General features: G+C 66.8%; 1 protein-coding gene. It reads left to right on the top strand.

All coding sequences use genetic code 11. The features are described 5' to 3' along the window. On the top strand, positions 1-238 hold a 238-nt coding region (locus KVT45_RS55610; RefSeq protein WP_217562768.1), incomplete at both ends, for a Scr1 family TA system antitoxin-like transcriptional regulator.

Here is a 238-nt window from a genome sequence, read left to right as displayed (position 1 = left end):
GGTCGTTCATCGGGCAGTTGGAGGCGGGGAATCGGCGGATGCAGCCGGTGTACGCACGGAAGCTGGACGAAGTTCTGGAGACGGAGGGCTTCTTCATGCGGAACTGCGGGGCGGCGGCCAAGTCGAAGTTTGTGGCACACTTCGCGGACGTGGCGGACACAGAGGCCCAAGCCACGGCGATCAGGCGGTACGCGCCGCTCCTGATCCCCGGGCTCCTTCCGACACGCGCCTACGCCTG

It is taken from the genome of Streptomyces sp. GbtcB6 (assembly GCF_019091475.1).
GTDB lineage: Bacteria > Actinomycetota > Actinomycetes > Streptomycetales > Streptomycetaceae > Streptomyces > Streptomyces hyaluromycini.
This window is presented reverse-complemented; position numbering and strand designations above follow the sequence as displayed.